Annotated in this window: 24 protein-coding genes and 1 pseudogene; 9 read left to right on the forward strand and 16 right to left on the reverse strand. The window is 55.9% G+C overall.

Annotated features, from left to right (window positions below):
- Positions 1-96: 96 nt before the first annotated feature.
- The 4 genes and pseudogenes from J2046_RS10485 to J2046_RS10500 all read right to left on the reverse strand — a co-directional run.
- Positions 97-777, reverse strand: a pseudogene (locus J2046_RS10485) (cytochrome b/b6 domain-containing protein); the annotation flags it as partial.
- 107 nt (positions 778-884) lie between these two features.
- A complete protein-coding gene (locus J2046_RS10490) occupies positions 885-1,511 on the reverse strand; it encodes a hypothetical protein (RefSeq protein ID WP_210051635.1) in 627 nt (208 codons plus the stop codon).
- A 67-nt stretch (positions 1,512-1,578) separates the two neighbouring features.
- The gene (locus J2046_RS10495; RefSeq protein WP_113335449.1) at positions 1,579-2,169 is read right to left on the reverse strand and encodes a TetR/AcrR family transcriptional regulator; all 591 of its coding nucleotides are present in this window, start codon (positions 2,167-2,169) and stop codon (positions 1,579-1,581) included.
- A 57-nt stretch (positions 2,170-2,226) separates the two neighbouring features.
- Positions 2,227-3,054: an oxidoreductase gene (locus tag J2046_RS10500; RefSeq protein WP_210051636.1), complete on the reverse strand. Its 828-nt coding sequence runs from the start codon at positions 3,052-3,054 to the stop codon at positions 2,227-2,229.
- A gap of 91 nt (positions 3,055-3,145) precedes the next feature.
- On the opposite strand from J2046_RS10500, the gene J2046_RS10505 reads away from it, so the two are divergent.
- The gene (locus tag J2046_RS10505; protein ID WP_210051637.1) at positions 3,146-4,057 is read left to right on the forward strand and encodes an AraC family transcriptional regulator; all 912 of its coding nucleotides are present in this window, start codon (positions 3,146-3,148) and stop codon (positions 4,055-4,057) included.
- Between the two features lie 49 nt (positions 4,058-4,106).
- Here the strand turns inward: J2046_RS10505 and J2046_RS10510 are convergent, their stop codons facing one another.
- The 5 genes from J2046_RS10510 to J2046_RS10530 all read right to left on the reverse strand — a co-directional run bounded on the left by J2046_RS10510 (position 4,107) and on the right by J2046_RS10530 (position 8,824).
- Positions 4,107-4,796, reverse strand: coding sequence for an aspartate/glutamate racemase family protein (locus J2046_RS10510; protein WP_210051638.1), 690 nt, complete (start codon positions 4,794-4,796; stop codon positions 4,107-4,109).
- A gap of 66 nt (positions 4,797-4,862) precedes the next feature.
- Positions 4,863-5,846: an aldo/keto reductase gene (locus J2046_RS10515; RefSeq protein WP_210051639.1), complete on the reverse strand. Its 984-nt coding sequence runs from the start codon at positions 5,844-5,846 to the stop codon at positions 4,863-4,865.
- A 65-nt stretch (positions 5,847-5,911) separates the two neighbouring features.
- Positions 5,912-6,667, reverse strand: a complete 756-nt coding sequence (locus J2046_RS10520) for an SDR family oxidoreductase (protein WP_210051640.1) — start codon at positions 6,665-6,667, stop codon at positions 5,912-5,914.
- 121 nt (positions 6,668-6,788) lie between these two features.
- Positions 6,789-8,207, reverse strand: coding sequence for an MFS transporter (locus J2046_RS10525; protein WP_233469688.1), 1,419 nt, complete (start codon positions 8,205-8,207; stop codon positions 6,789-6,791).
- 83 nt (positions 8,208-8,290) lie between these two features.
- Positions 8,291-8,824 (reverse strand): TetR/AcrR family transcriptional regulator, encoded by a 534-nt coding sequence (locus J2046_RS10530; protein ID WP_210051642.1) that lies wholly within the window; start codon positions 8,822-8,824, stop codon positions 8,291-8,293.
- 210 nt (positions 8,825-9,034) lie between these two features.
- Between J2046_RS10530 and J2046_RS10535 the strand changes: the two genes are divergently transcribed.
- The gene (locus J2046_RS10535) at positions 9,035-9,424 is read left to right on the forward strand and encodes a RidA family protein (RefSeq protein WP_210051643.1); all 390 of its coding nucleotides are present in this window, start codon (positions 9,035-9,037) and stop codon (positions 9,422-9,424) included.
- Positions 9,425-9,635: 211 nt separating this feature from the next.
- Here J2046_RS10535 and J2046_RS10540 read toward each other — a convergent pair whose 3' ends face one another.
- On the reverse strand, positions 9,636-9,950 hold the full coding sequence (locus J2046_RS10540) for a VpaChn25_0724 family phage protein (protein ID WP_210051644.1): 315 nt from the start codon (positions 9,948-9,950) through the stop codon (positions 9,636-9,638).
- A gap of 95 nt (positions 9,951-10,045) precedes the next feature.
- Positions 10,046-13,345: a DEAD/DEAH box helicase gene (locus J2046_RS10545; protein ID WP_210051645.1), complete on the reverse strand. Its 3,300-nt coding sequence runs from the start codon at positions 13,343-13,345 to the stop codon at positions 10,046-10,048.
- A gap of 274 nt (positions 13,346-13,619) precedes the next feature.
- Here J2046_RS10545 and J2046_RS10550 point away from each other — a divergent pair, with 274 nt between their 5' ends.
- The 4 genes from J2046_RS10550 (at position 13,620) to J2046_RS10565 (ending at position 17,817) form a co-directional block, all read left to right on the forward strand.
- Positions 13,620-15,251 carry an AAA family ATPase gene (locus tag J2046_RS10550; RefSeq protein WP_210051646.1) on the forward strand — a complete coding sequence of 544 codons (1,632 nt, stop codon included), beginning with the start codon at positions 13,620-13,622 and terminating at the stop codon, positions 15,249-15,251.
- Positions 15,251-16,129 (forward strand): hypothetical protein, encoded by an 879-nt coding sequence (locus J2046_RS10555; RefSeq protein WP_210051647.1) that lies wholly within the window; start codon positions 15,251-15,253, stop codon positions 16,127-16,129. The genes J2046_RS10550 and J2046_RS10555 overlap by 1 nt, the downstream gene beginning before the upstream one ends.
- Positions 16,130-16,196: 67 nt before the next feature.
- Positions 16,197-16,805 (forward strand): DUF2026 family protein, encoded by a 609-nt coding sequence (locus J2046_RS10560; RefSeq protein WP_210051648.1) that lies wholly within the window; start codon positions 16,197-16,199, stop codon positions 16,803-16,805.
- A 253-nt stretch (positions 16,806-17,058) separates the two neighbouring features.
- Positions 17,059-17,817 (forward strand): hypothetical protein, encoded by a 759-nt coding sequence (locus J2046_RS10565; RefSeq protein ID WP_210051649.1) that lies wholly within the window; start codon positions 17,059-17,061, stop codon positions 17,815-17,817.
- Positions 17,818-18,058: 241 nt separating this feature from the next.
- On the opposite strand, the gene J2046_RS10570 is transcribed toward J2046_RS10565, so the two are convergent.
- Positions 18,059-18,766: a hypothetical protein gene (locus tag J2046_RS10570; protein WP_210051650.1), complete on the reverse strand. Its 708-nt coding sequence runs from the start codon at positions 18,764-18,766 to the stop codon at positions 18,059-18,061.
- Positions 18,767-19,032: 266 nt separating this feature from the next.
- On the opposite strand from J2046_RS10570, the gene J2046_RS10575 reads away from it, so the two are divergent.
- From J2046_RS10575 to J2046_RS10585, 3 genes are all read left to right on the forward strand, one after another.
- Positions 19,033-19,803, forward strand: a complete 771-nt coding sequence (locus J2046_RS10575) for a hypothetical protein (protein WP_210051651.1) — start codon at positions 19,033-19,035, stop codon at positions 19,801-19,803.
- Positions 19,804-19,872: 69 nt separating this feature from the next.
- Positions 19,873-20,868 (forward strand): ImmA/IrrE family metallo-endopeptidase, encoded by a 996-nt coding sequence (locus J2046_RS10580; protein ID WP_325169745.1) that lies wholly within the window; start codon positions 19,873-19,875, stop codon positions 20,866-20,868.
- On the forward strand, positions 20,861-21,523 hold the full coding sequence (locus J2046_RS10585; RefSeq protein ID WP_210051652.1) for a hypothetical protein: 663 nt from the start codon (positions 20,861-20,863) through the stop codon (positions 21,521-21,523). Before J2046_RS10580 ends, J2046_RS10585 begins: the two co-directional genes overlap by 8 nt.
- On the opposite strand, the gene J2046_RS10590 is transcribed toward J2046_RS10585, so the two are convergent.
- From J2046_RS10590 to J2046_RS10605, 4 genes are all read right to left on the reverse strand, one after another.
- A complete protein-coding gene (locus J2046_RS10590; RefSeq protein WP_210051653.1) occupies positions 21,506-22,093 on the reverse strand; it encodes a hypothetical protein in 588 nt (195 codons plus the stop codon). The genes J2046_RS10585 and J2046_RS10590 overlap by 18 nt on opposite strands.
- Positions 22,090-22,923: a bis-aminopropyl spermidine synthase family protein gene (locus J2046_RS10595; RefSeq protein WP_210051654.1), complete on the reverse strand. Its 834-nt coding sequence runs from the start codon at positions 22,921-22,923 to the stop codon at positions 22,090-22,092. The genes J2046_RS10590 and J2046_RS10595 overlap by 4 nt, the downstream gene beginning before the upstream one ends.
- Before the next feature lie 58 nt (positions 22,924-22,981).
- The gene (locus J2046_RS10600; RefSeq protein ID WP_210051655.1) at positions 22,982-23,563 is read right to left on the reverse strand and encodes an ATP-binding protein; all 582 of its coding nucleotides are present in this window, start codon (positions 23,561-23,563) and stop codon (positions 22,982-22,984) included.
- Positions 23,564-23,845: 282 nt separating this feature from the next.
- Entirely contained in the window at positions 23,846-25,837 is a 1,992-nt protein-coding gene (locus tag J2046_RS10605) for a UvrD-helicase domain-containing protein (RefSeq protein ID WP_210051656.1), read from the reverse strand.
- Between the last annotated feature and the right edge of the window lies 1 nt (position 25,838).

Raw genomic sequence — 25,838 nt, forward strand, 5'->3', positions numbered from 1 at the left:
CGCGAGAAGCTGATCCAAAAGTTCCTTCTCAATGGCCATGTGATGATTCTCCTTTCCATCATCATGGCCTCAGACACAAAATTCCTGACAGTCCCCGACTAAGGCGGGGAGAGCAGCATCCACCCCGGGTGACATGGTCAGACCCGTCAGGACCATGAGAGGCAGCAGAATAACAATGACCGCCAGATAGGTCAGTTTCTGAAGTGCATTGTAATGCCTGGCCTCCTCCCCTTCGGGGAAGCGGAGACGAGCATGGTCGAGAACCTCGCGGCCGAGGTGGCGAGGCGAGAGTTCGTTCACCTTCGGCGCCAGGTCTCGCTTGAAATGTCCGCTCAGCAGGCTGAATCCAAGATAGAGAATACCATTGATCACAAACAGCCAGGCGAAGAAGAAATGCCAGCGACGTCCAGCCGCGAGATCCTGGAACGAGGGGATTGTGGCCCAGGATGGGAAAGCTCGCGCAGTCGGCTCCCCATCAACATTGGAAACACCGAGAACGCCAGTTGTAGGAATCTGTAGCCCTGCGACACGCAAGAAGCCGCTTGGCGTGCCTGCATCGTCGTCGGAGCCGATCGTCAGAACGGCGGGGTCGCCGTTCGCGCCATAATGACCCCAATAAAGCTCCGGGTGGGCATTGAAGATCTGCAGTCCGCTCAGAAAAAGGAAGCTCAGGCAAAGCACGTTCAGCCAGTGCGTAAGCCGAGTTACAACGGAGTGGCGGCGGATGAAGATCTTCCGAGGATATTGAACATTGTCATTGGAAGCGTTTGCGCTCATCTCAGCGTCTTTCATCTGTGGCATTTACGGCTGCAGTTCAAACAACCTCGATCTGTAGTCACCGGCCGAAGCAGTATGGCGGCTGCTCCGGCCAGTGACGGCGTGGCTTACATGGGTGGAACCACGCCATTCTTGCCGACCACCACCTGGTGAGCGATCGGGCCGGTTGCAGCCTTTTCGGCGGTGATGAAGACAACGGCGCCGGGAACGAGATCATCCTTGGTGGCTCCAGCGATGGTGACGACAGGTGTCCCATCCGGAATGGCGATCTTCTTTTCCTTGCCATGATAGGTCACGGTGACAGTCCGGCCATCAACGCCCTTAACGGCATCCGCGACCGTCGCATTGGTCATGCTGCTGTCGGGCTTCAGATCCCAACCGTAGCTACCCTCGCCTGTGCCTTTCATTGCCGGCGGGAAAATGAGGACCTCAAGCGCTCCATCGCCGCCGTCCGCCCTTGGCAAGGATGCGATACCCACGAAATCGCCCGGCTTGATATCTGTGACCTCGGCATCCGCGACCCCAGCCACCTTCCAGTCGTCGGCAAGCGCGACATCGATTGTCTCGCCTTCGCGCGTCTTCACTTTGAGCGTTGAACCCTGGTAGTCGACGATGCTGCCGCGGACATGGATCGGCGCGGCTTTCTTATCTTCGGCAGATGCGGGTGACGAAAGGACTGTTACAGAAAAGACGCTGGCCAGCCCGAAGGCCAAAGCGGGGAAAGCATTTTTCATTTTTATCTTCCTACTAGTTGGTAGTTTCGATGGACGCGAGTTACCTGAGCAGGCTAGCCACGCAGGATTAGTGAGAGACAGTCGGCGTAAGGCGGTTGAGAGCAGGTGAAAGTATCGTCGAAAAGACCTCCGGTTTCCCGTAGGCTCTCGCCGAGAGCATCGCCCCATATACCGTCGCCAGAAACGCTTCGGCTTCGACATGCGGTTCGCTCGTGAGATTGAGCGTCCCGCTTTTGTAGCCACGTTCCATGACCGTCGTCAGCCACGATGAAATGAAGCGAAAGAAATTCGTCACCTCGGTTGCGACTTCCGGCGGAAGGGATGGCAGTTCACTGGCAAGCAAGGCGCACACACAATAGGGCCTGCTCGCATCCTCGATGCATTTGGCCCAGTGGTTCGCATAGACTTTGAGGATGTCCAATTCGTCTGGAACGTTCTGTTCGAGAGTGACAACGCTCGCCTGCCCGTCTTCCCGATAACGCTTGACCAGCTCACGCACCAGATCGACCTTGCTGGGGAAGTGGTGGTGGATGCTGGCCTTGCGGATGCCGACCACTTCCGAGATATCTGCATAGCTGAACCCGTTGTAACCCCCACTCATGATGAGGTTGCGCGCAGAGGCCAGGATTTCGTCGGAAGTATTCGAAAGGTTGCTCATGGAATCTGTCTACCTTCTAGTAGGCAGATCGTCAATAGCAAAAAGCTCGTCTTGCTTCTAACCGTCTGTGGAGACCGTAAGAGCTTTCCACGATGCGAGTTCCTGCTGCAAACGCTCGATCCGCGCCGTCACGTGGCTGAGGGCATCGCTGCCAAGAAGGAGCTGCGGCGGAGGATTGTCCGATCCAATGAGAGTAAGCACAGCGGCGGCCAGTTTTTGAGGATCACCGAGCTGCTTGCCGCTTACGGCCTGACGCGCCTCGCGAATCGGATCGAACAGGCTGTCGTAATCCGCAATCGACCTGTCTGTGCGGACCATCGAACGCCCAGCCCAGTCTGTCCGGAATGAGCCAGGGCAAAGCGTTGTCACGTGAACTCCAAACGGCGCCATTTCCGAGCGCATGACCTCGGAAATGCCCTGAAGAGCGAACTTGCTGCCGCAGTAATATGCGATGCCGGGCATGGTGATCATACCGCCCATCGACGTGACGTTCACGATAAAGCCACGGCGGCGCTCACGGAACCTCGGAAGAAATGCCTTGGCCACAGCGACGGCGCCGAACACGTTCACATCAAACTGACGTCGCATCTCTTCAAGTGGCGATTCCTCGAGCACGCCTTCGTGACCGTATCCGGCATTGTTGATCAGCACGTCGACTGGCCCGTGTTCGTCCTCCGCTTGCTGGACGACGTCAGGGATGCTGTCGAAATCTGTGACGTCGCAGAGGACCGGGCGCAGTTGCGGGAGGGTCTTTGCCAGCGCTTCGCGCGAGGCTTCGGAGCGGACGGTCCCGATGACGGTGTGACCGGCTTCCATTGCGGCGGTGGCGATCGCCAATCCAAAGCCCGAGTTCGCCCCTGTTATGAAAAACGTTTTGCTCGACATTTCTGAAACTCCTTGATTAACCGTGGATGACAGATAATCTGAAGGCCAGCTGAACTCGATTGCGGATTCTCTAATTGGCTTGACTAATCCTATGATTTTTGAAGAACAGTCCGTCGCACATGACCGGCTTGTCGCCGTGGCCGAACAACTGGCTCCTCGCCTCGGTTACAATCAGACCGGGATCAGTTGTCTCCGTATCCTGCGCACTGAAGCGGTACTAGATGACGTTCCGGTTCTCTATAAGCCGGGGGCAGTGTTCGTTTTGCAGGGGAGCAAGCAAGGCATCCTGGAAGGCGAAGTCTACCTCTATGACGAGGACCATTATCTCGCTGTTTCGGTACCCGTTCCATTCCGGATGACTTCAAAGGCAAGTCCACAACGGCCATTACTTGCCGTCTATCTGGAGTTCGATATGCGGATGGCGGCCGAGATTGCTCTGCAGGTGGAAGAACTCGCAGGTCTCTCAGGCGCCAAACCGCGAGGGCTGCTCTCGAGCAAAATGGATCGCAATATCGGAGACGTCCTGTATCGCCTGCTGACTGTACTCGGCAACCCGGTCGATGTCGCCGTGCTCGGGAATTCCATCCTTCGTGAACTGCATTACCGGGTCATGTCAGGGCCGCAGGGTGACGCGGTGATCGCGGCCCTTCAGCGCAAAGGAACCTCGGGAAAACTGGTCGAGAGCGTGACGTGGCTACGGGAGAATTACGCTACCGAAATCGCCGTGGCGGATCTGGCCAAAGAGGTGGGCATGAGCGTTCCTTCCTATCACGTCCATTTCAAGAACCTGACCGGCTCAAGTCCGATGCAATATGTAAAGGCGATGCGGCTCCATGAGGCGCGACTTATGATCGCCCGCCAGAGCGGGACCATTGCAGACGTAGCTGCGTCGGTCGGCTATGTCAGCCCTGCCCAATTCAGCCGCGATTTCAGAAGGCATTTTGGACGCACGGCGTCGGAAGAGGCGAAGTGGGTCCACCAGCATCTTGGTGAGGAGGGCTAACCGATGCTCTGGCACACTCCCGCAAACCAGTCGCCAGATAGGCAGCATGTCACTGCAAAGCAGCTCGAAGGGCGGCTTCACAGTGAACTAGGGTCGTATCGAAGACGGGGACGCCGACATTACGCTGGTTCAACAGCATGCCTACCTCGGTGCATCCAAGGATAAGACAGTCGCAGCCTTGATCGATCAGTCCCTGCGCGATCCGTTCATACGTCACGCGACTATCCTCACGAACCACATCGCGACACAACTCGTCATAGATGATGCGGTGGGTTTCCGCTCGATCATCGGCATCAGGAACGGTTGGTGACAGTCCTCGCGCGGTTAGCCGGTCGGTGTAGAAATTCTGTTCCATCGTGAAAGCGGTTGCCATTAGCCCCGGCCTACGGAAACCGCTATCAAGGATAGCTGTCGCAGTTGCATCCGCGATGTGTACCAATGGGATCGACACCCCGCTCAGGATCTTGTCCGCCACCTTATGCATGGTATTCGTCGCCATGATAAGCAGGTCGGCACCTCCGCGCTCCAGAGCAATGGCTTTTTCATTGAGGATATCTGCCGCCGCGTCCCACTCGGAGGATGCCTGTAACTTTTCGATTTCGTCGAAGTCGACCGATCGTATGAGCAGCTCGGGAGAATGAAGTCCTCCAAGGCTCTCGCGTGTCAGCCTGCAGAGTTCCCGATAATAAATCTGGGTCGAGGCTGCGGACATTCCGCCAAGTATACCGATTGTCTTCAAATGCTTTCTCCATATTCACGTGTTTCAGCCTGTTGCCGCCAGACCAGTCGAACCAACACTCTGTCGTCAGGAAAACCCGACGACAGAGTGGGGAATGTAGTTGATCTCAAGAGCTTGTATTTCAGCGTCGGTGAGCTTGATGGAAAGCGCGGCGACAGCGTCGTCCAAGTGCTGCAACTTGGTTGCGCCGATTATGGGAGCCGACACTTCGGATTTAGATAGAACCCATGCCAGCGCAATCTGTGCTCTGGGCACTTCCCTCTCCTGCGCAATCTTGGCAACCGCCTCCGCCACGCGTCTGTCTGCGTCCTCGGTGGTTCGGGTGTAAAGGCCCTTCCCGATCTCGTCGGTTTCGGAGCGATCGCTCTGCGCGCTCCAATCGCGGGTCAGACGGCCACGTGCGAGCGGGCTCCACGGGATAACGCCAATACCTTCGGCTTTGCAAAGCGGGAGCATCTCTCGCTCCTCTTCACGATACAGCAGGTTCAGGTGGTTCTGCATGGAGACGAACCGTGACCATCCGTTCGCCTGCGAGACAGCGAGCATTTTCGAGAACTGCCACCCGTACATCGACGACGCACCGATGTAGCGGGCTTTGCCCGCCTTGACGACGTCATGCAACGCTTCCAGCGTTTCCTCGATCGGCGTATGATGGTCGAACCGATGGATCTGATAGAGATCGACATAGTCAGTTCCCAAACGTTTTAGGCTGGCATCGATCTCGGAAAGAATGGCTTTTCGCGACAGGCCGGCCCCATTTGGTCCGGGCTTCATCCGACCGTTGACCTTTGTGGCGATGACCACGTCGTCTCTCGTCGAGTAGTCCCTTATAGCGCGGCCGAGGATTTCTTCGCTCGTTCCATCCGAGTAGACATTGGCGGTATCGAAGAAGTTGATCCCCAATTCGATCGCTTTGCGGATAAAGGGGCGGCTTTGTTCTTCCGTTAGCGTCCAGGGGTGGCTTCCACGATCGGGCTCGCCATAGCTCATGCACCCAAGGCAGAGCCGGGAAAGCTCAAGGCCCGTATTTCCAAGGCGTGTATATTCCATCTCTATCTCCAATTTCGCAGCGAGAACTTGGCTGGCCGATCGGCAGCTCCCGCCTTGCTTAATGTTCAAGCGCTTATGCCGCCATCGACGAGTATGCCCGAGCCGGTGATGTAGCCAGCGCCCGGGCCTGCAAGGAATGCAACGGCCTCTGCGACCTCTCGGGTCCGACCGTATCGGGCAATTGACAGGCTCGGCAAGATCGCAGGTGCCAGAGCGCCATCGGCAGGGTTCATATCGGTGTCGATCGGGCCAGGCCGGACCAGATTGACGGTAATTTCCCGCGGTCCCAGTTCGCGCGCTAGACCACGTGTAAAACTTTCCAGAGCGGACTTGGTCGCCGCATAGACCGCAATTCCTGCGAAAGGGACAGCCAGGCCTGCATTGCTGCCGGTACTGATGATGCGGCCTCCGTCCGGGATGTGCTTTAGCGCCGCCTGCGTGATTAGAAACACGCCGCGCACATTGACGTTCAGCTGCAGGTCGATTTCCTCCAGTGGCTGTGTGGAGAATTCACCTGCAAACAGGACGCCGGCATTGTTGACCAGGATGTCGAGGCCGCCGAGGTCAGCGACCGTCAGCTCAACCGCAGCTTTAGCAGCGTCTGGGCTCGCGGCATCAGCTTGAATGGCAATGGCTTTCCGGCCCATCGCTCGGATCTCGGCGACGAGGGCTTCGGCCTTGTCCGCCGACCTCTCATAGGTGATCGCGACGTCGGCGCCATCTTCGGCCAGTTTTAACGCGATGGCTGCACCGATACCGCGTGCCGCACCGGTCACGAGCGCTCGCCTTCCCGCAAGCGGAGGAGTGGGAATGTTGTTCATGGAATTTTACCTCAAAATGTTGCATGTTGATCGGCCGAGAAATGGACTGTCCGACGGTGGCCGACTGGGAGTGGGAATGGTCAAACCTTCAAAGGAAGAGCCGATGGCTCAACGTTCGCACTCATCGGTGGACTTCTTTGTCCGATGGCAGGCCAGCGGAAAGCCAACCTGCAATGAGGAGACAAATACCAATCGCGACGGCTGCGACGCTGTAGGCATGGCCGATGGATCTCCCGTCGGATGCTGAACCCAGGATTGAGAAAAACAATCCGCCGATAAGCGCTGTTGCCAAAGCGCCGCCTATCTGGAGCATCGAATTGACTAGGCCCGACGCCAAACCCGACCGCGTCGGGTCAACCCGCTGAACGACAGTCTTCACCAGATTTGGGAGCGCAATTCCCTGACCGGCGCCAATAAGGAACAAGGCAACGAATAAGAACTCTGGTGCCCCGAACGAGATCAGGGCAGCGGTCCCGAACAATCCAGCCGCTTCCAGGGTCATGCCTGCGGCGGCGGCGAACCTGCCGAAGACGCGCAGGATGCTCCCGCTCGCGAATGGTCCCAAAACGAACCCGAGGGCCGCGGGAAGGATTGCAACTCCAGCCTCGAAAGGCGTACGGCCAAGGCCGCCCTGTTGGTAGACCGAAAATGTCAGCCAGAAAGCCGCGAAGGCATAGAAGAACAGGGCTGAGAGCAGCCCGCGCTTCAATCCCGTAACCTGGAGCAGTCGAGGTTCGACAATCGGATCTCCCCCCGCGGCCCCCACCCTTTGCTCGTAGCGCCAAAACAGCAGAAGAAGTGGCGGGCAAGCCGATAGCATCAAGATCGACCAGATCGGCCACCCTTGTTCACGGCCCTCAATCAGCGGCGAGATCAGCGCAAACAACGCAACCGCGATCAGCGTCGCTCCACCCATATCCAGCTTCCTCGCATGCTCCGATCGGGTCTCGCGCAACATTACCAGCGCGGCCGGCGCGGCTATTGCGATCACGGGAAGGTTGATAAGGAAAATGGCTCTCCATCCGAGGCCAAAGACATCCAGTGCAATCAGCGCCCCACCGAGAAACAGGCCAGCCATTGATGCCACCCCAAATGTCAGGGCATAAAAGCTGAGTGCCTTCGACTTTTCGTGGTCGGGAAAAATTGCATTGATTGACGCCAAAGCTTGCGGCGCCATGATTGCTGCCGCAAACCCCTGGAGGATCCTGCCGGCGATCAGGACCGAGGGGGACCAGGCAAAGCCGCACAAGGCAGAGGCGGCGGCGAATGCGACCATTCCAGCCAGAAAGACGTTTCGTCGACCATAAAGGTCGCCAAGCCTGCCACCGGTGATCAGCATGACTGCGTAGGTGGTGGCATAGCCTGAAATAGTCAGCTGCATCGTCGAGGCGGAGGCCTGAAAGTCCTCCCGGATCGAGGGCAGCGCCACGTTGACGATAAAGAAATCCAGCGGGGGCAGAAAAGCCCCGGTCAATAAGATGGCCAATGCCGTCCACCTGCGCGGATCGAGACTATCCTTGGCGTCATGGGATTGTGACAACTTTCTCTCCATATCGAGAAGCGAAGCCGCTGAAGCGGGTTGCAAAATGCGTGCATTCGGAACTTAATGGTTCCTAATTGAAGTCAGTCGAGCGGCTTCAGCGCGAAGTCGACCATCGCCCTGGTGTCGTCGCGATCCGCTCCAGTTTTTCCTAAAACTCTCATTCCTTGGATCTGACACACGAGGAACCTCGCCAGAGTTCGCTCGTCCAGCCCGGGATCAATCTCACCGAGGGCTTGGGCCCTTATGATGGCGGCCGCATAAAGATCCTGCAGTCGCCGGAACAGTCGTGCAATTCGAGCGGAAACCTCTTCGTCCGCGGGAAGCATTTCGACGGCCGACAATACGACAAAGCAACCGCGCAGGCCTTCTTTGCCTGACGAATCCTCAACCTGCCGAGAAAAGGCTTCTCGAATTGCGGCCTTCGGCGACGGATTGGCGTGAAGGATTTCGCCAAGCTTACGAATGGCGTCTTCGATATAGACATCAAGCGCGCGGAGATAGACGCCCCGCTTGTCCACGAACGCCTTGTAAAAGCTACCTCTCGATAGCTCCATGCCTTCGAGCAGGTCGGGCAAAGACGCATCGTGATATCCACGGTCCCAGAACACGCCCATCGCCTTGCGAACTGCGTCGTCGAGTTCGAATTCGCGAGGGCGTCCAACGGTCGGGGATGTCTGACTGCGTCTAACCATAGAGACAATATGGAACCGTTCGGTTTCTATTGCAAGTCTTATTCTCTCGCATTAGGTAATCGCTCGTGGTTCCAAGGCGGCGCCGCTCTTCACTACCTGGGCCGCCTATATTTAACAGGAAAGTTCAGGCCAATGGATCGAGAAGTCATAATTCCAGAGGAAATGCGCGAAATCGTCGCCCGCGCAGGATATGCCCCGGCGGTTAAGGTTGGCGATACGATCTACGTCGTCGGGCAAGTCGGACGCACGAGGGACTTGCAGGTGATTGAGGACCCGCGAGAACAGTTCAGGGCCATATGGGAGAACCTCCGCATCGTCCTTGAGGCCGCAGACTGCACCTTCGACGACGTGGTGGAGATGACGAGCTATCATGTGGAGATGTCGAAGCACATGGATATTTTCCGGACGGCAAAGAACGAAGTCTTTCCAAAAGGAACCTACGCGTGGACTCGTATCGGCGTATCCGAACTGGCACATCCTGGCTTGCTTGCGGAGGTGAAATGCGTCGCGGTGAAGCGATAGCGGTTAGGTTCACACCGATCGGCGAGCGGGCAATGCGCCCTCGATCGGAGAGCGATGCCGGCATGGAACAGGGTACCAGCTCTTGAAAGGATACGGACCTAAGACCCGTAGTCTCGGCATCATTGAAATGATGTATCCATTTGATTTTGCTGGAGACAACCGGTCTTGCGCCTCTCACGCCGGAGTTGATGAAGCCTGACCATCAACTACACTATTTTCGCGTAGGGCGAGCCACTCCATCAACGAGTTGCTTACCCTCAGCAACTCGTTCGCCCGCGTCTGTGATCGCGACGATCACATAATCATCGACCTTGTCTGTGCGTACCAAGCCGGATCGCTCAAGAAAACTTATGACCGCCCGAATTTCTTCTGGGGTTCCGTACATACCACATTTGTCCAAGCATACGCCCAAAATGCTGTCATTGGAGCGACCACATGCGACAGGGAGCACTAGCACCTGCAAAATCTGCAGAGCTTGAAATTCCGCCTTAGCTTTGCGAAAGACGCCTTCTTCATTCCCGGCCATTCAAATTTCCTATCTAAGCGGGAGCTGGACCGCCCATATCCAGTACTATCGAAGACTGACGCTTTCTCATTACCCGCAGGTTCAAAGTCTTCAATTCAAGGACTGCATTGGAACGTGAATGGTATGGCCCACGTGTCCATTAGCAGGGATTGTGTTGCGGCGAGAATTTCCAGCTGCCCTTTATCCTGCTGTCGGATTGCCTCCGATTTCGAGTACCCGGGCTGGACCGCGGTCATCTCAAAACGATAGTCGAATTCGCTCCAGCGGTTGTGCCATTGGATCAGGTCGATAACGCTACCCTTCTCCAACCTTGAAAGCCCAAACTTCTTCTGTATCGCCGTCTCGCGTTTTCTCAACCGGGCGAACAGGAGATCCGGCCGTTCCCTCCAACGGATCGCCTTTTGCGTCTGGCCACATACCTCGTAGAGGTCATCGACCCTGGCGGACGGGGTAAGATCGCTCGAGTACTTGCAATGGAACATCGCCACCGTGATGACGTCACCCTCTTTCTTGATGGCCACGACGTCCGCAGATTCGCCAGAGCCGTCATCATCGAATACGACATCGAACCCACCGCTCTGCAGCAGTTCGTCGATGACGCGGCGCTGGATGCTGGTCGCGTCCTTGTTTCTGCCCTGCGATTCCTTCTTGATGTTGACGCCGCTCCAGTCCCGGGCAACCAAGCGATCGGGATCGAACGGCGGAGCGTGGTCGTCGGGCAGCTTGAGCAACTCGGACGCCAAAAGCATATTTCCATCCGCGAAGTAGATATGCGGCGGATCGTCCTTGAACCATGTGACCAAATCCGTTGTTTTTTTACCGATACGGACGCCGCTCACGGCCGTGGGCCTATAGTGCGCACCGGAACCGTCTATGGTCATCGCGACATCGACGAACCTGTCATCTCCTCCGACCCTCATTACGATCTCGGTACCAGGGATCTGGGATAGGATGCGGATATCGCAATCGTAGAACGGAACCGAGACGTCGCCGAAAACCAAATCCACCCTGTCATCATCGACATGGAGGACCGCCTCGGGCCAGTTGATGGCTACAGCGTGCTTGTCTGGCATCGAAGTGAGCTTGGTGGGCTGAACTAGCCGTCGCAGAATACCGTCGGGCTGGATTGATGAGTCCTGCAACTTCGCACCGATGACCTTGCACCACTCCATCCAGCCTGCAAAGCCATGCACCGACTCGTAAGACCAGATCTTTCCCTTCGTGGAGCAACCGATCGTCGACTTGCCACTCGCGGTGTAACCCTGGCCAAAGATGTTCGTCTTCATCCGACCGCGATTGGCGGGGTCGTCGGTAAGCTGGGGAGCGATGTCGCTGCCCATGAACTGGGAATACCTGATTGGCTTCCGGACCGCTTCCGAAAGGCCAAGATGGCTTAGGATTAAACGCTTGTAGCCGTCCAGCACCCTGAAGACGTCGTCTCCGCGAATTCGCTTCGCATCGGCGCCGGCAACCTTTTCGGCCAGCCTGGCGTGAAGATCGCTCAGGTTCGAACTGCTGACGTAGAGAAGCTGCCGCTCATCATCCCAATGGCATGCGTACAGGTGATACGCCGAATTTACGGGCTGGCGCATCGACGTCCACTTGAGCTTCTCTTCGGTTTTCAGAACCCAGACCGCAAGCCGCTCGGCGTAGTTGATCGACGGACCTTCGATAATGGAGCCAGGTCCATAGGCATCCACGATCCTGTTTGGATCCCATCGTTCGCAAGTGGTCTCGTACACGACCGCGCCGAGGCGAGGTGTCACCTGATCTAGTGGAAAATCCGTCGGCGGCTGATCGAAACCCTCGAACACTTCCTGCCGCCGCTCTTCGCGGGCGGTGTTACGGGTTCCGAGACCTTCGAGCAGATGGTTCCAATCGGCGTCTTCATTATAGAGTGCCTGAAGACTGTCCCGCATGCCGGCGGCCACGACGTTGGCGATCACCGTCGCATCGCCGAGGTCTTTCCGCATTCTGGTGAACCGCCCGACGAACTGAACGGTAATTGCTTCGCTCTGATGCTTGTCGTGAAGCGCCGCGATCTTGAGTTCGGGAAGGTCGAAGCCCTCACCCAACATGTCTACGCACACCACGATCCTGCTCTCTCCAGACCTCAGCTTCCGGAGCGCCTCCAGCTTCGCCTTAGAGGAGAGGCTGCTGTAAACGATGACGGGATTGTACTCCGGCAGAAGCTGGCAATAGAGGCGATGCAGCTTGATGGCGGCATCGATTATCCGACAACGCGCCATCGCAAGATGAACGTGGCCCTCTGCTTCGTCTTGAACCAATGCAGCCTTGACGGCCTGGATGATCCGCAGGTCGGCGTCGTCCCGGTCGAGACCGTAAATCGGTTTGAAGTGGATTTTCTTGAAGTACCCCTCGGCATAAGCCTTGGCGAGCGGGTAGTTGTAGATGAACTTGCCATCGACGCGTCGCCCGTCGGTTCGGTACGGCGTCGCGGTGAACTGCAGGACGGTGCGGCTCGCAAACTGCCCCCTGAATTCCCGCCACATCTTGGCGGCGATATGGTGTGCTTCGTCGACGAAAAGGTGGCTGATAAGCTCCGCCATCCTCAACTGGACTTCCCCGTTTGCCTTGGCAACCGCGTCCATAGTCGTGACGACGACGTTGGCCCGCCTGAAGATGCCGTCGACCTCTTCGACCGACTTGGGGATTTCATCGAGGGTCGCAACGACGGGCAATTTCGCGTCCGGAGCGAGACAGCCGCTGTCCTTGAGCACCCCGAGGCTCAGGAACTTCTCCGACATCTGCGTCCGCAAGGCGTCGCTCGGCACCACGACAAGAAGCCGCTCGACTTCGGCAACGACCATCAGCGCTAGCATCGTCTCGGTCTTGCCAGTGCCGGTTGGCATGACGATGGTTGCCGGGGCAGAAGAAGCGGTCCAATGGCCGAGGGCGGCATGTATCGCCCCTATTTGCGGCTTCCTGAGACCGGGCTGGACAACTATGTCTCCAACTAGGCGCTCTTCGGCAAAGGTGAACGCCCCTCGCCAGGATTCGCGTATCTCCGCGCACCCGGCTTCGAGTTTCTCGATCGGGATGCTTGTGGCATCGGCGGCGGCGGGTTTGATCCAGACGCCCGGGGTCGGGTCTCTTCGGAATTCCGCAAGGCTCGAGGCCGCCGGATGGCGAAGTATCTCGTCGGCGGGCAGATCCACATCGGTTTTGCGAGAGATGACCGCAACCTCGCGTCGCCCATCGGGGCTGCGAAGAAACAATCCCCGAACCCGTTTTTCGGTAAACTCGTTCGCTGAAGCGATCAGCTTGCTGCAGGGATGGCCGAGTTTCCTGACGGAGGCACCATGGATTTTACCAGCGATCGCGAATTGGGGCGGAAGCGAGATTTCGAGATCTTCTTTGAAAAGCGTATCCACGTCGCCTCCAGGCAAAAGAAATGCGGACCCTTTACTGTACCCTCAATGGTAGTGCAGCTCCTCAGCCGCTGCAACGCCGGGAAAGTGAGGCGAACTATTGCAAGCCGCCTGTTCCACAAGAGAGTTCGAACGGAACGATTGCATTACTCACCCCGAGCCCTGTGCACAAGGCTGCTACCATCGGGCGAGGCTAGTTTGCTTGCACGACCAAAATACGTATCATGCGTGCCACGCGAGCAATCAGTGGATTCCGCGACAATGACATGGAAATCATATGACGGTCTCGCCTTCGGACACTCCGACAGAACAGTTCAAGCTCTTTTTCTCTTCGCAGACGCCCTCCGACGCCCGATCGATCGAAAATAATACTATTCTGATCACCCCGTCTGGAGACAGTTTCGACGATTTCCGCTTTAAGACGCGGATCAATGTTTTCGTTCGCCGGGACTCTGCTCGCCTGACAGCCGAATTTTCTGGCATGATCGGCTTTCTCCAAAACTCGAATGACGAGGTGAATGGCGCTGATCTCATCAAGAGTGCGGCTCCAGACAAGTCGGTTGTCCCCGGGGACGACTTTCCGAAATTCTTCACGCTACTGCCCGACCTCGATGCCTATCGCGGGCTCGTTGCCGATGCTGACGTCACTGGTGCTCGCGAAATTCTGCTAAAAACCTGCGATCTCGTCGCGTTGGGTGAGTTTTCCGCAAACTCTCCGATTGTGCGCGACGCGCCGAACACTGCGGTTTTCCAGTATTCCTTAACGCGTACCGCGGAAGCTTTTTTTGCCTACAAGAACGCAGGACCGATCCTGCGAGGTCTCGGCCATGAGGAAATCGGTCGGATGTCGCCGACGATCGCCGTGTCGTTCAAACTCACGGCTTTTGAAAACGAGCACGAGCTCAGATTCAACTTCGACCATACCGGCTTCTTGCCAAAGCGGATGGCGATCATCATCGGGAAAAATGGTGTTGGGAAAAGTCAAGCGCTCAGCACTATCGCGAAGCGGGCCATAAAAGGCGGCGGCCTGATTGATCCACAAACGGGGGAGCGGGCTCAGTTCAACCGGATGCTGGCGTTTGCCCCAACGAAAGAGGCGCTCTCTATCTTTCCGGGCACGGCGCGACGCCGGCAATATGTTCGCTATTCACGTTATGCCCTGACGCGATCCACCCCGACTCGAAAAGCCGGCGGTCTGATCAGCGCGATCGTCAGCGTCGCCCGGTCGAACCAGGCGATCAAGGATCGCAGCCGATGGCAGATTTTCCTCAATGCACTCGAAGCGCTGGGTGACCCGAAGTCCATCTGGGTCTGGACAAACGACGGCATTATTCCATTAAGCTCTTTGAACCAGGGCGGTGAACAGGAAAAACTCAGACGTTTTGCGTCGCTTAACACCCGGCGCGATCCGGTTCGTTTCTCCGATGGCAACGCGCTTCGCCTGAGTAGCGGCGAAATCTCCTTTCTCAAGTTTGCGGCCTATGTGAGCTTGGAAATCGACAATAGCTCTCTTCTACTCTTCGACGAGCCCGAGACCCATCTGCACCCGAACTTTATAGCGCGCTTCGTTTCAATCCTGGACAGCCTGCTGGCGCAGACCGGGTCCGCAGCCATCATCGCGACGCACTCTGCCTATTTTCTCCGAGAGGTTTTCAGGGAGCAGATCTCGATCCTCAGGGCTGATGCCGACAGACGCATTGAAGTCCAGAGACCTCGCCTTGCAACGTTCGGTGCAGACGTCGGAGAAATTTCCTACTTCGTTTTTGGAGAAGACGAACCTTCATATCTCGCGCGGGAGCTGGAGAGAAACATCCAGTCATCGGGGATGACCTGGGATGAGGTCCTCGAAAACTACGGCAATGAGTTGTCGCTGGAATTCCTGAACGAACTTCGGGCAAAGATCGGCTGATGCGCAAAATCTCTTTTCCGATTTTCGATGACATCGCAGGCGTCGATGCTCTCGTCGACAACCACAGGCTTGGAAGTTATCCGGGCTTACAGGCATTCCGACAAGCCCTGAAGACCGGCTACGTGCAGTATGACAGCGTCTCGGGGAACGCGCAGGCGGTCGTGCAGGTCCCGATCCCGGATCCATTGGATAAATGGCTGCGCAAGCACTACAAAGATTTGCCCACCAGCCACCACCCCATCGATGACATCCGCGAGGACAATCTCGCATTACCATGTTCGATGTGTGGCTCCTTGCACGCACACACGCTGGATCACGTTCTGCCAAAGGAAGATCACCCGGCATTTGCGATCTTCTCCAAGAATCTGGTCCCGGCATGTGATTGCAACCTGAAGCGTGGCCAGAACTACAGGGGCCATGCCGTGGGAGCGCGCATCCTCCATCCATACTATGATACATGCATGGACGAACGTCTGTACGCAGCGAAGTTTTCCGGCATGGATGCAACCGTGATCGTAGACCTCGAAATCCTGGTTGCCCTCACGCACCCGGACAGGCCCGCGATCGAATACCACCTGGAAAATGTGATCAAGCGGACTGGCGTGCTGAACTGGCTGGGAAAACAGTGGGTCAAGTTCGTGCGCGCGCCGCGAAAGATCGTCGGGTCCCTGAATTTTATCCCCACCAACCAAGCTGAATTGATCGCAGCCATCTGCGAGCATCGAGATGCGCGGGACTATGCTCAGGATTCTCTCAACAATTGGGAATCGATGTTCGCACAGGGCTTGCTCGATCCTGCGGTCATAGCCTGGCTGTTCCCGAGACTGTCAGCAGCCGGTCGCAGCGTCGATGACCCGGTGATTGCCGTGGCGACATAGACGAGCTGGAAACTCGCCCCTGAAGACCTAACGCCTAGCCCAAACGAGCGTTGAAAGCACCCTTACCATGCTGATCAAACAAACGGACTATCATAGGATCTACCGGGTCATTAACAGCCTCGTTGTCAACGAAGGCGGCAATCCCGCATATGCCTGTATGTACTTCAGCACCTTCGGTGCGTTTATCCTTGAGCATCATTACAAGATACAAGCGACGCCCAAAGGCGGTCTCGCCGCCTACAATCTTGATGGATCGATGCTCCTTTTTGCCGATCACCGCGACGACGGTTATGTCACCGGCGCCGGCGAAAACTTCCATTGCTGGACCGAGGCCGACGGCTGGGCTATCGATTTCATGGCCCCTGCTTTTTCAGAGACGGCCAGTCCGCTTGGCGTGCCGTCAAAAATGTTCCAACGACCCATTTCGGCAATGGCGTCGTCGATCAATGATCTCAACCATTCGGGCTCGTTCTTTTACCAATCGGAGCCTGAAGCGACGGCCGGCCGGTTCGCGGATTGGCAGAATCTGCCGATGATCGGCGACCTCGCCAGCATCGCGGTGAAGTGGTTTCGTCGATCTCACAAGCAGATGCTTCCTTCGATTTCGGTGGGAGATCAAAAAGGGAACCTCAAACCAGTACCCTTGATTGGCAACCCTCTCGCTGGTTCGTGGTAAGCCTGTTGATGGGATTCGATCCGTAAACCATGGCCGATAAGCCAGAAGTTTCCTTGAATACCAATAAGTTAGTAAACTGCAGCGATAAACATCGAACGCTAACCGCCAAGTGCTGCCGTGCCCGATAGGGTGACGCGCGCCTATCTTCAAACCGCCTCTTGCGTTAAGTGCCATTATACAAACGCCGGCGGCCAGTGCAGCAAAATTTAGCGCGGCGTAATTGACCATCTGGTCTCGAAAAAGGTTGAGAACCATGGAAATTATAGACGGACGCCCCTCGTTCTGGCGAGAACGCGTTGGTGCCTACGTCGACACGATCCAGCAGTTGCCTGCGAAGGTGGGAGTGGCGACGGATAAGGTAGCCGACCTTGAGCTAGCCGCCGACATCTCAGAAAAATTCAACAAGTGGAACCCGGAGACTCCTAGCGACGAGTATGCGCTCAAAACATCCGTCGCGAGCTATGTCTACTATAGCGAAAGAACAATTGACGGGCTTTGCCGCGCGGCCTTAAATCAATGGCAGGAGGGCGAATTCGTGAGTTTTTGCCTCGTCGGACGGCTGATCTTCGAGTACGGCGCATCCATCCATTATCTGCTGAAGCAAATGAGGTGCGCCGCACCTGACTGGGCAGCCGCACGCACGAAACTGACCCCTTTTTTCCTGGGTAGCCGCAGAGGGCATTGGCTCGAAGCTTTGAACATCGAGCAACCCTCCAGCGTCAACATCCTGACGCAAATCAAGCATTGGGTGGATGAGAATCCGGAAGCCGAGGACGACTATGCGTTCCTGAGTGAAAGCTGCCATCCAAACTTCATCCAACATTACTATCTACATCGTGCAGGTTCTGGAGGGGACGTTGTGTTCTCAATGCTGGCGCAACTCCCACTTGACCAGGCTCTCCACCGTTTTGTCTCGATCATTGACAAAGCGGCCCATTCCATCGGTCAGAATCTGCTAGAAATTTCGACGCTTAGCAAATTGCCACCCTATAGTGCGTCAACTGCGTCGTGAATATCAGCTGATCTGTTGCAGCGGCGCATATCGTCCTGTCCAATTCGCTGTAAGTGAAAACGATGGAGATAAGCTTGGACGTCTCTCGCAAGGGAGAAATGAATTGGAATGCCCTGAGTGGTGATAGGCTATCAAAGAGCATAGCTGGAGCGGTGGTATTCGTGAAGAGGAAGTCCGGTTGTCTAAGCCGCAATGGAGCTGATCCCGGTCGCTAAGACCGCTTCTTTGCAAACTTTTCGGATCAGGATCCTGGCAGCATAGTGGCGTCGTAGTCTTCCAGCTCCGAAAGAAACTTCCTAGTTGCGTTGAGCTTTTCCTCATTTGTCTCTGCTGCCTCTAGGCAATCCAACACGCGGCCGGGGCTGAAGGGGCCGAGGTCAGGATCAACCAAATGATATGGATGGAGGAAGAAGTGACCTTCATAGAAGCAGACGAGCCTCAGCGCTTTTTTTGAATATCCAATGGTTGCCATGAAGTGTGGAGAAATAGCGATGGCGCAGATATCCTTTACACTTGAGGGTCTTTTTTCCGCATGGTCGTAGGCGTCGAGAAACCCTCCGCCGACTAAAAGACCATCGCCGCGGACGATATCGCCGAATCCTAACCCTCCCCGGGGAATATATTTGAGTGCCAACATTTGCTGGTACAAAATAGACGCAGTGACGAGGTATCGCAGAGCTGGATCTGGCATCTCCCGCCGCGAATGGACAATAAACATATCATTCAGGCGCAGCGTCTCAAACTCGCGCGTTCCGATTATGCGCGAGCCGAATTGAAGTGCCACAAGATTTGGCAGTTTCAACTTAAACGCGGCGTATTGGCGATCCACTTCGCCCCAGAGATCAAGAAGGGATCGGCGATCGGCGCGGCGAATCTTGTCAGAGAACCCAAGTGCATCAACTACGAACACATGAGATTCGAAAACCTTGCGGCGCCTTTGAAAGATCATCGTCCCTGAGCTCCTGAGTTCGAGCATTTCGCGATTACCACTGATTGCCACCGGCCGGAAATCAATGTATGTTCACTTTTTGTTCACGCCAATAACTCGCTCACGGAACCACTCGCATGGCTCACCGAATGCGGAATATAGCAACCTCCTAGCGGCGTTTTTCACATGTATTTTTGTTTTTCCACTAACGTGAACACGTCTGGCTCGAATGGTGGTTGTGCCTGCGCCAGTCCCGTGCAAGTTCCGACTGAGAAACGGAATGTATGATGATGCTATCCCAGATCCCTTCGTCCCAGAATGCTGAACAGAAGGTGCAGTCCCTATGTGCGGCTGACTTTGTCTGCTGGTCGCGAATGCAGGCTGAGGCGGGACAGGAACTCAATTCCATTCTTGCTCGCAAAGAGAATGAAAGACGTGCAGGCGACGGCCTCTTTTTTTGGGGGGTTGGCAATGCACCATCGACGTCGATTGGCGCCCTTGCCCGGATGAAGAAGGACGTTCCAGTCGTGTTCTCAATCATGAAGAGCAGGCCGAAGGTGGCGGACTCATCCCCCAGTAGCCTTCTGGTGTGGCGGCGCTTTGTTGATCTGTATGGGGTGGAACGACCATTGCCGCCTCATGCCCTTATCACAAGTCGCGGCGATAGCGACAGCGGCACCCGCAAGACCAAGCACTACGCACTTATGTGTTGGTCGCAGGACGAGTTGCAAATCAAGCGTGGCATACCGTTCGATCATAACGCCTACCGAAATGCGGGACCGAATGGTGCTCCGGTCGGCGCTTCTCAGGTAACGGCTTTACTGACGCAGGCTACGAAGCCTTCTGGCGAAGCCCAATACGAAGCCAATTTGGAAGCAACCCTTGCAGGCAGCTATTGGATTCGCCTTGTCGATCCTGTGAGATTGACAAAAAAAAGGGCTGCCATCTATGCCGACACCTCCTGCAACACAAGTTCGGAATGGCTCGATATGGTTAGGGAACTTCGGGCTGGCGTCGGTGTCGAAGGTCAGCCCGACTTCCAACCTTCGCTGTTTTAGGTTCCTGGTCCACAGGCGTTACGCGCCATGTTAAGGTAATATGGGAAACGACTGCAGCTTGAGATAACGGTGGATCCAGATACCAAAAATTTATTGAATGAGTTGCGCAAGGCCGGCCTTGGTGATCGCGCAATTCGAGCAGCGTGGCCAGCTTGGTGGTCCGATGACATGGCGGCTAGCCCGTCAAGTCGCGCAGAACTTAGATTTGCACTCGCAAGGAAGCTGGGACTAAGCCCAAAACCTCTGCTGGGAGAACGCGTCGAGTTCATCTGGAAAGATAAAGCTCGATTCAAGCACCTTTCCGTTCACGACTTCAATCAGCAAGACGCGATGACCTCGTTTGGCGTCTCAGTAGGACGCCTGTTACTTCATGCAACGATGGCGACGCACCCGATAAACTCGATATCGGCGACTTCGCTTCGCCAGGCGGTGCTTTCAAACGCCAATTATGTCGATCTGCAAACCTTGCTGGCCACGTGCTGGGCGATTGGCATCCCAGTGATCCACCTCCGCGTGTTTCCGCTCGACACAAAGTCGATGCATGCGATGGTGGTCGAGGATCGTGGCCGGCATGCAATTTTGCTCGGGAGAGATGCAAATTATCCAGCACCAGTCGCGTTCACTTTGGCTCACGAGCTTGGCCACATAATGCTCGGCCATCTGGAAGGCGCTTCAGCAATCGTTGACTTGGAAGAGTCCACAGAATTCGAAGATGGGGATCCGCAGGAACAGGAAGCCGACGAATACGCTTTGACGCTCCTGACATCAACACCGTCCCCAGACATTCGGACTAATATCTCTCAATTTGGGGCTAGGGCTCTTGCGAAGGCGGTGCTGGAAGCGGCCCCACGATATGGAATTGAGCCAGGAACGCTGGCTTTATGTCTAGCTTATCGCGAAAAGATGTGGCCAACAGCAATTGCTTCACTGCGACACATTTACACTGAGTCGAAGCCGGTTTGGAACGAAGTGAATTCAATCGCAAATCAGCAACTGGACTGGGGGCAGCTTAACGAGGAATCCGCCGAGTATCTTCACAATATAATGTTGGGAAGCGATGACTGAAGGTGTACTCGTTGACAACGATGTTGTCGTAAAGATCTGCGCCTACCGATGTGGGCAGGAGTTCCTAGAAATCGCGACCATCAGCGATCGTTCACCGGGCATACTGGCTGTCGCTCGCCACTCAATTTCCAGCCGCCTCGGACGCTCGAAGGTCCTTGCCGACCAACAGGGAGCGAAAACAGAATGGGATGGACTCGTATCACGGCTGACAATAATCGAGCCTTCTTCTGAGGAAGTCGATCTCGCTGCGGATTTTGAAACTCGCGCAATCGAACTGTCACTGCAATTGGACACCGGCGAGAGTCAACTCTTTGCTGTACTCATCCTGCGATCGGCGCCGTTGTTGCTGACCGGCGACAAGCGAGCTATCCAAGCGTTGGAAGAAATCGCACCTTCAAGCTCTCATGGGACAGTTGGTTGCTTGGAGCAGCTCTTGCTGGCTTTCCTCAATGTCTTTGACAACGCCACCATACGAGGCCGGATTTGCGCTGAGCCATCAGCTGATCGTGCGGCTGCGATTTGCTTTTCATGCTCAAGCCCATCTGTTCCAGCTGCAACCATAGTGGCTGGCCTAAAAAGCTACATCGCGAACCTTCGGGCTGTGACCCCTAGGCTGCTTGTCGCGGCCGACGATATCTCAGCGATAGTTCCGTAGAAAAACAGCGTATGGGGCTTTCAACTCGGCTACGAGATTAATAGGGCGCTCTTTAGGCTGCTCCATCGCTTCATTGCTGCGCTCTGGCCCATCAAGAACCTCCAAGCAAGCCTTGTCGACGCGGCCATTTATGTATCGACTGCCCAGCCGACCAGCGCTTGGCCCCACGGGAACTCGTGTCATATCGAGCGGCAAGTCGAATACATCTTCCCTCAGGTCTGCGATAACCAGCGCATAACGCGAGCCACGGACTTCAATTGTATCTGGAATGGTCTGCCAGGTCACACCATCAGCTGAGTATTCCGCTGCGCAAAGCGGCTCTGCGAAGTGATTTGACGTCATCGCTTCCATGCACAAGTGAATTGGTTCGCCCGCCTCTGCGAATCGACGCGCAAAAGGCTGGACCATGGAAGTCGGGTGACAGGTGTTGCCACCGTAGCCCCACATCCCATAACCCGTCTGCTTAATCTCCTCCGATTTCCTCTTGATGATGTCTTCGAGAGTCTCCTGGGCGTGTGTGCCGACCTTCATGAAAAGTATGCCCGCACCTGGATGAATTATGTTGCTCACTTCCCGTCCTCCAACATCACCAGCTCATATTCGTCGTCTGGAGCCATACCGTAGTCAGGCCGTTTTCGTTCCTTGACATACTTTACCTTAGGATCCTTTGAATTGCCGTAGAAGTTCGTCAACCGTTCCTGACTTGCCGCAATGCTCGGGCTGCGCTTAGCGCTATTGCCTGGAAGGGCGCTGACAAAAAGGTTGCAGGAACGAAGGTCTGGCGCGTCATCGAGATGATACTCATGCAGTTTCCTCTGCATGCGGGAGACGTAAAAGCCACGCTGGGATCCGAACGCCTGGACGTTCGCCAACACCCTCTTTGGCCAAGCCAGTTCATCGTCGTCGGCAATAACCACCATGCCGTCACCCTCGTAGTGCACCGCGTCGAATCCTCGCTCCATGAAAACGTTCACACTTTCCCCATTGTTGGATGCACCCCAAGGCGGGTTCGTATAAAAGCAGTCGTATTTGTTGCGATCAGGGAACGCGTCTAGGCAGTTATATAGCTCGGCATCCAGATGTTCGAGCCGCTCCTTATCAGCGAAACGCTTGACAGCATTGACGGTACGCTCGTCAAAATCAAATACAGTGATCTTCGAAGGGCCGAAACTGAGAACCTCGCGAGCCCTGAGATATGCGACGCAAACGCTGACCGCATCACCGTCGCCGATGAAAGCCAGACGTTTGCCGTCTGCCCAATCGGCGACAATCTCACTTTGAATCACCATATCGGCCGTCTTCATATGGATCTGGTCGAACACTCTTAACGGTCTGGGACGATTTTGCACGACGTCCGACACAGCATTGATGGCTTTATGCAAGTCCACTTGTTCGCGCATCAAACATCGCACTCCAGCTTCGACTAATATGAATGTTCCCGGCATTTTAGCGTGTAGGTCAGGCCAGGCGTCGGGCAAGCCGCGTCACCAACGCCGTTTGCTCGATGTTCGTATCAAACAAATAGACAGGCTTGCCCGTGATCGCGCCGTAAGTTGCTGCCAACGATGCCTGCAGAGTGGTGTGAAATCTTGCTTGCTCAATATCAACCATCGGTCTGCCGCTGGCATCATCTCCGATGCGCTGTATGGCTACTTCTGGCGATGTGTAGAAAACCCAGATCTCATCAGGGTTCAGCTTGCCGACCTGCTCAAGCGAAAATGCCGTGATGCGATAGCCGTAGTCCTCTTTTGTCACTGGATGGCTATCAATCAGAACGTGACTGCTGGCGCGATGTGTTTCGATGAACTGCAACAACAGTTCATCAACTGCCGTGACATCTTCGGGAAGAACAATATTAGCGGATTTTCGCCGAAGATCACTTTGGTCACTAAGAACAGCGCCGCGGTCACGGACAAACGTTGTGAGCCGCGCACCGTATTCCCATAGCACAAGAGGTATGACAGCTTCCGCCAGCAGGCGCGCTGTGGAACTTTTTCCGGCCGCAGGCGCACCAGTGAGATAGATCGTCTTGAAGGACATTCTGCGAACACCTGCCAACGAAAGATTTGTCAATGCTACTTATAATAAGTGGATTGATTCTGAGATGCGCGCAATGCGAAAGTCAACCTAACGCCCTAAATGTCAAAGCAAAAAGATGAAAGTTGGTGTAATTCGCAGCGATTATCCTAGGTAGACAATATTCCAACTTAGATTTTATAGGGCTTGACTTTGCTTCCCAGTGATCCTGTCCCGCCCCATGGCAATGCTTAGAACGTGTTACGGTCGGCTTGCCGCAACATCCCCGTCAGACCATGATCTAAGTTATAACAAGGCAGCTATCCGCGCTCTTTCTACAAGATCGACGATCTTCCAACCTTCTTTTTCAGCCTTTTCGGCGACCGCCTCAAACTCTGACTTTCTCAAAGCGAGGCCCAGGAGTTCACGCGGCCGCGTCACGGCAACGAAGACATTGGTGGCCGCTGCCACCCCTATTTCAGACAGGGGCGTTGCCCCTTCGATCCCAAACGCTCTCGACAAGACAGTCGAAAGGTCCAGGCATGACTGGTCTTTTGCGTGCCCCTTCCAAACCTCGCTCTCCAAGACCAAAATCCCGTCGACCGTCTTCCCCTTGACTGAATGGATAGAACCGAGGCGGATGGTTGCTTCCCCGATCGTGACCTGCTTCGTCGCTCGCGCTGCCGGCCCGACCGCTTCTGCCTCTTTACCCCGAACGAAGCCACAATACTCCGTCACCCCCGCCGAAACAGCCTGCCCGTCGGCTGGATCAAACAGCGCAAGCAACGCTGCACAAAATGTCTCCCAGGCGACCTTCTCCCAAGCAGCTTTGCCAGTTAATATGTGCCTGTGGAGGAGCGACCTGATTTTTCGAGGCAGTTCAGCCTCGCGACGACCGAGAGTCACCCAAAGGTTTCTTGCCGTAATCGGTCCACCGTTTGAGCCGGTCCAATCGTAAAGCCGCAAAAGCTCGGCGATAGCGCTACAGAACAGATCCATGACTTCGGACGGTGGACGAGCAGCCGCGTGATGGAGCGCAGCTTTTTGAAGCTGCCTGCAAAGGAGATTTGCCTCTTTCGGCGTACCGGCTTCACCGCGATATGTGGAATGGTAATCGACAAGGCTCTTCGGGTACCAGGCTCCCTTGACCTTCCCCGTGACGTTGTGCCGTGACGCTACGGCCCAGATCTCCTGCCGCGAAAAGGAATCGGGCCAATGCGCCTTGGCCTCCTCAGCGAAGGCGGTAAGCACGCCGGCAATCGTCTTCTCATCAAACACGATGACGACCATCGAGGTTCGCTTGCCGCCAACGCTTTGTATTTTTTGGGGAAGCTTGGTGGTCAGCCGGCTCGCGAAGTCGGCTATTGGCTGACCGAACCGGCGGCTCTCGTTGAACGGAATGCAATCCGCGCCGGGCGTCCAGTATGACGCTACGGTCGCATCATCCTCGTAGAGGGTCTGATTGCTGTCGCCGAGACGTTGGAACGCTGCGCCGCCGCCGCCGAATAGGAGCTCCAAAAGCTTCATCTGCTCGCCGTTCGTGTCTTGTGCTTCATCCAGGATCACAACAGGAAAGCGGGAGCGCAGGCGTTCTGCAATTTCCGGATTATCTTTGAGGGCACGCAACGCGAGTACAGTCATATCTGAATAACGATAGAGCCCCTTCTTTACCATGAGCGCCTTCAGCCGAGCGAGCGCCTTGCCGCAGGACGTATCAGCACCGTGCTGCCGTTTTCGGCGACGTACCGCGAGAGTTTCGGGCAGTTCCGAACCGGTCACGAAATCTACGTCAAGATCCAAGCCTCGGACCCATGATTCCACCATTGCAGGCGCTTTTTTGGCCTGTGCTTTCAATTCCCAATAGTGGGGTAGCGCTCGTGCCGCTTCCGCGGCGAAGACATCATCATCGATGCGCCGGATCGGCCAGCCAAGGCCGTGCAAGTAAGGCAATGCCAGGAATTGGTTGACGAACGCCGTCACCGTTCCGGTGAAATGGGGATAGGCCATAAGTCGCGAAGCCGTCGGGTGGCGCGAAATCTGCTGCTCAACTTCCGTGCGCGCCGAATTTGTGTGCGAAATAACGCATACGCCTTGGCGGCGGCTGTCCCAGCTTCGCGAGAGAAGAGCGAGCTTGGCTGCCAGTAGAGTGGTTTTCCCGTTTCCGGGTGCAGCCTGCACGTCGCAGGAAATCATGCTTCCGAGAAAGTCTGAACGGCTCTTGTCCGAAAAGTCACAGCCGCCGAGCTCGGCGCCAAGCTCGGCCAGGAGTTGGGGCGTGATCGGCGCGATTTCGAGCATG

Source organism: Neorhizobium petrolearium (assembly GCF_017873175.1).
Lineage (GTDB): Bacteria > Pseudomonadota > Alphaproteobacteria > Rhizobiales > Rhizobiaceae > Neorhizobium > Neorhizobium petrolearium.

Bases quoted from the DNA above. Each gene is read 5' to 3' on its own strand.
- J2046_RS10500 (WP_210051636.1), bottom strand. From the start codon at position 3,054: ATGTCGAGCAAAACGTTTTTCATAACAGGGGCGAACTCGGGCTTTGGA.
- J2046_RS10520 (WP_210051640.1), bottom strand. From the start codon at position 6,667: ATGAACAACATTCCCACTCCTCCGCTTGCGGGAAGGCGAGCGCTCGTG.
- J2046_RS10575 (WP_210051651.1), top strand. From the start codon at position 19,033: ATGATGCTATCCCAGATCCCTTCGTCCCAGAATGCTGAACAGAAGGTG.
- J2046_RS10540 (WP_210051644.1), bottom strand. From the start codon at position 9,950: ATGGCCGGGAATGAAGAAGGCGTCTTTCGCAAAGCTAAGGCGGAATTT.
- J2046_RS10535 (WP_210051643.1), top strand. From the start codon at position 9,035: ATGGATCGAGAAGTCATAATTCCAGAGGAAATGCGCGAAATCGTCGCC.
- J2046_RS10490 (WP_210051635.1), bottom strand. From the start codon at position 1,511: ATGAAAAATGCTTTCCCCGCTTTGGCCTTCGGGCTGGCCAGCGTCTTT.
- J2046_RS10495 (WP_113335449.1), bottom strand. From the start codon at position 2,169: ATGAGCAACCTTTCGAATACTTCCGACGAAATCCTGGCCTCTGCGCGC.
- J2046_RS10515 (WP_210051639.1), bottom strand. From the start codon at position 5,846: ATGGAATATACACGCCTTGGAAATACGGGCCTTGAGCTTTCCCGGCTC.
- J2046_RS10570 (WP_210051650.1), bottom strand. From the start codon at position 18,766: ATGATCTTTCAAAGGCGCCGCAAGGTTTTCGAATCTCATGTGTTCGTA.
- J2046_RS10560 (WP_210051648.1), top strand. From the start codon at position 16,197: ATGCTGATCAAACAAACGGACTATCATAGGATCTACCGGGTCATTAAC.
- J2046_RS10505 (WP_210051637.1), top strand. From the start codon at position 3,146: ATGATTTTTGAAGAACAGTCCGTCGCACATGACCGGCTTGTCGCCGTG.
- J2046_RS10550 (WP_210051646.1), top strand. From the start codon at position 13,620: ATGACGGTCTCGCCTTCGGACACTCCGACAGAACAGTTCAAGCTCTTT.
- J2046_RS10595 (WP_210051654.1), bottom strand. From the start codon at position 22,923: ATGCGCGAACAAGTGGACTTGCATAAAGCCATCAATGCTGTGTCGGAC.
- J2046_RS10555 (WP_210051647.1), top strand. From the start codon at position 15,251: ATGCGCAAAATCTCTTTTCCGATTTTCGATGACATCGCAGGCGTCGAT.
- J2046_RS10530 (WP_210051642.1), bottom strand. From the start codon at position 8,824: ATGGGCGTGTTCTGGGACCGTGGATATCACGATGCGTCTTTGCCCGAC.
- J2046_RS10605 (WP_210051656.1), bottom strand. From the start codon at position 25,837: ATGCTCGAAATCGCGCCGATCACGCCCCAACTCCTGGCCGAGCTTGGC.
- J2046_RS10585 (WP_210051652.1), top strand. From the start codon at position 20,861: ATGACTGAAGGTGTACTCGTTGACAACGATGTTGTCGTAAAGATCTGC.
- J2046_RS10600 (WP_210051655.1), bottom strand. From the start codon at position 23,563: ATGTCCTTCAAGACGATCTATCTCACTGGTGCGCCTGCGGCCGGAAAA.
- J2046_RS10565 (WP_210051649.1), top strand. From the start codon at position 17,059: ATGGAAATTATAGACGGACGCCCCTCGTTCTGGCGAGAACGCGTTGGT.